Origin of the sequence: Bisbaumannia pacifica, assembly GCF_007989625.1 — a bacterium.
GTDB classification, from domain to species: Bacteria; Pseudomonadota; Gammaproteobacteria; order Pseudomonadales; family Halomonadaceae; genus Bisbaumannia; species Bisbaumannia pacifica.
The window spans coordinates 1-5127 of record NZ_BJUK01000086.1 but is presented as its reverse complement, the minus strand read 5'-3'; the positions used below and the strand labels follow the sequence as shown (position 1 = coordinate 5127).

Here is a 5127-nt window from a genome sequence, read left to right as displayed (position 1 = left end):
GGGTCGGGAGGTGCCCATCGAAGCCGTCGACTACGGCGCCGAGGGGGTCATCCTCACCGTGGGCTGGCCCCAGGGCGAGGCCGTCGATATCACCCCGCTCAGCGCCCGCCTCAAGGGCGAAGTACGCCTGCTCGACCATTCCTAAGGCCTTCCGCCGCCATACGACGATGGCGCCCCGTGGGGCGCCATCGAAGCATGCCAGTAGCCAGCGAGGCCTTACTTAGCCCAGGTACTTGATCATCACCCCGGCGGCCACCGCCGAGCCGATCACCCCGGCCACGTTGGGCCCCATGGCATGCATCAGCAGGAAGTTGTGCGGGTTGGCCTCCAGGCCCACCTTGTTGGAGACCCGCGCCGCCATGGGCACCGCCGAGACCCCCGCCGAGCCGATCAGCGGATTGATCGGCACCTTGCTGACCGCATTCAATAGCTTGGCCATCAGGATGCCCGCCGCGGTACCGATCGCGAAGGCCACGACCCCCAGCCCCATGATGCCCAGGGTCTCCACCGCCAGGAACTGGCTGGCCACCAGCTTGGAGCCCACCGAAAGCCCCAGGAAGATGGTGACGATATTGATCAGGGCATTCTGGGCGGTATCGGAGAGCCGCTCCACCACGCCGCACTCGCGCATCAGGTTACCGAAGCAGAACATCCCCAGCAGCGGCGCCGCATCCGGCAGGAAGAGCGCCACCAGCACCAGCAGCACCAGCGGGAAGACGATCTTCTCCAGCTTGGAGACCGGACGCAGCTGGCTCATAGCGATGGCCCGCTCCTTCTCACTGGTCAGGGCACGCATGATCGGCGGCTGGATCAGCGGCACCAGCGCCATATAGGCGTAGGCCGCCACGGCGATGGCCCCCAGCAGTTCCGGCGCCAGGATGCTCGACACATAGATGGAGGTCGGGCCATCGGCGCCACCGATGATGCCGATGGCGGCGGCCTGATTGAGGGAGAAATCCATCACCCCCAGGGCGGTCAGCCCCACGGCCCCCATCAGGGTGGCGAAGATCCCGAACTGGGCCGCGGCCCCCAGGAAGAGGGTGCGCGGATTGGCCAGCAGGGGGCCGAAGTCGGTCATGGCCCCCACCCCCATGAAGATCACCAGGGGCGCCACGCCGGAAGCGATGGCCACGCTGTAGAACTGGTACAGCATGCCATTGCTGTAACCGGCGCCCTTGGCGATATCGGTGGCGGCCCGCACCAGCTCCGGCGGCAGGCCATCATGGGCGGCACCATAGAGGGTGGTGCGCCACGCCTCCACATCGCTACCGGCCAGGCTCACCTGCATGACCGCGGCCAGCTCCTGGAGCACCGCCGGCCGTGCCACCTCGATGGCCTGATCCAACGCCGAGAGCGCCAGCCCCGCCTCGGGGATATTGGCCAGGATGCCGCCGAAGCCGATGGGTACCAGCAGCAGGGGTTCGAACTTCTTGTGGATCGCCAGGTAGAGCAGCAACAGCCCGATGACGATCATCACGACTTGGCCCAGGCCCAGGTTGTAGAGCCCCGAGCCGTACCAGAGAGTCAGCAACTTATCCATGATGATGCCCTTAGAGAACGATCAGCGTATCGCCGACCGATACGCTGTCGCCTTCCTTGACCTTGACCTCGGCGACGGTGCCGCTGCTGGCCGCACGCACCTCGGTCTCCATCTTCATCGCCTCGAGGATGATCACCACATCCCCCTCGGCGACGCTATCTCCCGGCTTGACGTTGACCTTGAAGATATTGCCGGCTAGGGGCGCGGCGATCGCCTCGCCACTGCCGGCGGCGGGTGCCGCCGGGGCGGACGGCGCGACCGCCTGAGGCGCACCGCCCTGGGCCTGCACCTGCTGGATCTGGCCACCCTCGGCCACCTCGACCACATACTGCTTGCCGTTGACGGTGAGGGTGTAGGTCTCGGGCGCACCGGCCGAGGCCTTGGCCTCGGCCTTGGCGGGCACCTGGGCGCCGCCGTTATCCGCGGCCTGGGGCGCCGGCTCGAAGGCATCCGGGTTATCGCGATTCTTGAGGAACTTCAGGCCGATCTGCGGGAAGAGCGCATAGGTCAGCACATCATCGATCTCGCGCTCGCCCTCGGCCAGGCGAATGCCCTCGGCCTTGGCCTTCTCCTTGAGCTCGGTGGCCAGGCGCTCCATCTCCGGTTCCAGCCGATCCGCCGGACGGCAGGTAATGGGCTCGCCGCCCTCCAGCACCCGCGCCTGCAACTCCTGGTTGAACTCGGCGGGGGCCGCGCCATACTCGCCCTTGAGCAGCGCCTGGACCTCCTTGGAGATCGACTTGTAGCGCTCCCCCATCATCACGTTCATCACCGCCTGGGTGCCGACGATCTGGGAGGTCGGCGTCACCAGGGGAATAAAGCCCAGGTCCTCGCGCACCTTGGGAATCTCGGCCAGGACGTCGTCCAGCTTGTCGCCGGCGCCCTGCTCCTTGAGCTGATTCTCCATGTTGGTGAGCATGCCGCCCGGCACCTGGGCGACCAGGATGCGCGAGTCGATGCCTTTCAGGGAGCCCTCGAAGGCGGCGTACTTCTTGCGCACCTCACGGAAGTAGGCGGCGACCTCTTCCAGCAGCTCCAGGTCGAGGCCGGTGTCCCGCTCGGTGCCCTGGAGGATGGCCACCACCGACTCGGTGGGGCTGTGGCCATAGGTCATGGACAGGGAGGAGATGGCGGTGTCGACGTTGTCGATGCCCGCCTCGGCGGCCTTGAGGGCAGTGGCGGTGGACATGCCGGTGGTGGCATGACACTGCATATGAATCGGGATATCCACCGCGGCCTTGAGCTTGGTGACCAGCTCATAGGCGTCGTAGGGCTTGAGCAGGCCGGCCATATCCTTGATGGCCAGGGAGTCGGCGCCCATGGCGGCGATGCGCTTGCCGAGCTCGACCCAGCCATCCAGGGTATGCACCGGGCTGACGGTATAAGAGAGGGTGCCCTGGGCGTGGCCTTCCACCTTGCGCACCGCGGCGATGGCCCGCTCCAGGTTGCGCGGATCATTCATGGCATCGAAGACACGGAAGACGTCCACGCCATTGGTACGCGCCCGCTCGACGAACTTGTCCACCACGTCGTCGGCGTAGTGGCGATAGCCCAGCAGGTTCTGCCCCCGCAGCAGCATCTGCTGACGGGTGTTGGGCATCGCTTCCTTGAGGGCGCGGATGCGCTCCCAGGGATCCTCGCCCAGGTAGCGAATGCAGGCGTCATAGGTGGCGCCGCCCCAGGATTCCACCGACCAGAAGCCGACCCGGTCGAGCTTCTCGGCGATGGGCAGCATGTCGTCCAGGCGCATGCGGGTGGCAAGCAGGGACTGATGAGCGTCTCGTAGCACCACATCGGTGATGCCCAGCGGGCGTTGGGTCTGACTCATGACCTTGTCGTCCTTATGATTGGAAGTCGAAGCGTGACAGCCGGAAGGGCGACTCCCGGCGCGAAGCGTTTCGCCTTAACGACGATGACGCTGGCGATAGCGATGCACGGCGGCGCTCAGTACCGCCAGCAGCTCCTCGTCATCTTGCCGGGCCGGCGCCGCGGCCGGAGCCTTCGGTTCGGGCGCCGGCACCAGCCGATCGACCACCCGGCTCATCAGGGTGGTGGCGATGACCAGCAACGTCAGGAAGACGAAGACGAAGCCCATGCCGAAGCCCATCAGGGCCAGGCCTTCTTGTAAGAGTTCCGTGTCCAGCATCTCAGGTTCCCCTTGCTTGTCCCGCCGCCGGTGAACTCGCCGGGCGGTGGGCGCTATTCGGCTGATACAATAAGCTGCCTGAATCTACAAAGTTTGCAATGGCACCATGGTTGATCAGCTTGTTAATTTACTACATGAAGGGCGGGTCGGCCTAGCGCCCATGGAGGGCATCCTCGACGCCCATGCCCGCGCCCTGCTCACCGCGCGCCCCGGTTTCGACTGGGCGGTGACAGAGTTCGTGCGCGTCGTCGACGCCCGCCTGCCGCCCCGGGTCTTCCATAAGCACTGCCCGGAACTGGCGATCACGCCTCCCACCACGCCCAGCGGCGTCCCGGTGCAATTGCAGCTGCTGGGCTCCGATCCCGACGCCCTGGCCGCCAATGCATGCCAGGCCCTGCGCCTGGGTGCCAGCGGCATCGACCTCAATTTCGGCTGCCCGGCCAAGACCGTCAATCGCCACGACGGCGGCGCCGCCCTGCTGCGCGACCCGCACCGGGTGGAGGCCGCCGTGGCCGCCGTGGCGGGCGCCGTGGGCGACAGCCTCCCGGTCACCGCCAAGATCCGCCTCGGCTTCTCCGATCGCCGACTGGCCCTGGCCTGCGCCCTGGCGGCCCAGCGCGGCGGCGCCCGCCACCTGGTGGTGCATGCCCGCACCCGGGACGAGGGCTATCGCCCGCCGGCTCATTGGGAGTGGATCGCCCGCATCCGCCGCGCCCTGAGCATTCCGGTGATCGCCAATGGCGATATCTGGACCCTGGAGGAGTACTGGAAGGCACGCACCCTCTCCGGCTGCCGCGACGTGATGCTGGGCCGCGGCGCCCTCGCCGACCCCTGGCTGGCGCCGCGTATCCGCCACTGGCAGCTCACGGGAGAGCGCTTACCGATCACCCCCTGGGCGGCCCGCGCCGAGATCCTCACCGCCTATGCCAGCCTCAAGCGCGACACCCTCCCCGAGCGGGTGGTGGTCTCGCTGCTCAAGCAGTGGCTCAACCAGATGCGCGGCCGTGATGCCGAGGCGGCTCGTCGCTTCGCCACGCTGCGCCGCATCACGACGCTGGGCGATTTTCTCGAGGGCCTCGCCACGACACAAGACGCCGCGGCGCTGACGGGCTGATCACGCCGCTGCCAGGCAATCGGAAGACGCCATGAGAGGAGGTTGACGGAAACCGGGCGGCACGACGCCGCCGAAATGAGGGTTGACCCGACAAAAAGAAGGCGCCTCGACTTTCGCCGGGCGCCGAACGATCGTCGAGCCCCGCCCTCGCTGGCAGGACTCGGCTAGTGAAAAGCAGAAAACCCGCTCCGAGTGGAGCGGGTTTGAGTATCTGGCGCGCCCGGGAGGATTCGAACCTCCGACCACCTGATTCGTAGTCAGGTACTCTATCCAGCTGAGCTACGGGCGCTTATCAGAAAATTCAGGCGACTCTTATCGACTCTGGCC

At 66.8% G+C, this 5127-nt stretch carries 4 protein-coding genes and 1 tRNA gene; 1 reads left to right on the top strand and 4 read right to left on the bottom strand.

The window, feature by feature from the left end:
* Positions 1-220 precede the first annotated feature (220 nt).
* From HPA02_RS17940 to HPA02_RS17930, 3 genes are all read right to left on the bottom strand, one after another.
* Positions 221-1540: a sodium ion-translocating decarboxylase subunit beta gene (locus tag HPA02_RS17940; protein ID WP_146804572.1), complete on the bottom strand. Its 1320-nt coding sequence runs from the start codon at positions 1538-1540 to the stop codon at positions 221-223.
* A gap of 10 nt (positions 1541-1550) precedes the next feature.
* Positions 1551-3368 (bottom strand): sodium-extruding oxaloacetate decarboxylase subunit alpha, encoded by a 1818-nt coding sequence (gene oadA, locus HPA02_RS17935; protein WP_146804571.1) that lies wholly within the window; start codon positions 3366-3368, stop codon positions 1551-1553.
* A 75-nt stretch (positions 3369-3443) separates the two neighbouring features.
* Positions 3444-3686: an OadG family protein gene (locus HPA02_RS17930; protein ID WP_146804570.1), complete on the bottom strand. Its 243-nt coding sequence runs from the start codon at positions 3684-3686 to the stop codon at positions 3444-3446.
* 106 nt (positions 3687-3792) lie between these two features.
* Between HPA02_RS17930 and HPA02_RS17925 the strand changes: the two genes are divergently transcribed.
* Positions 3793-4800, top strand: coding sequence for a tRNA dihydrouridine synthase (locus HPA02_RS17925; RefSeq protein WP_232340987.1), 1008 nt, complete (start codon positions 3793-3795; stop codon positions 4798-4800).
* A gap of 212 nt (positions 4801-5012) precedes the next feature.
* On the opposite strand, the gene HPA02_RS17920 is transcribed toward HPA02_RS17925, so the two are convergent.
* A tRNA-Arg gene (locus HPA02_RS17920) sits at positions 5013-5089 on the bottom strand.
* Positions 5090-5127 lie beyond the last annotated feature (38 nt).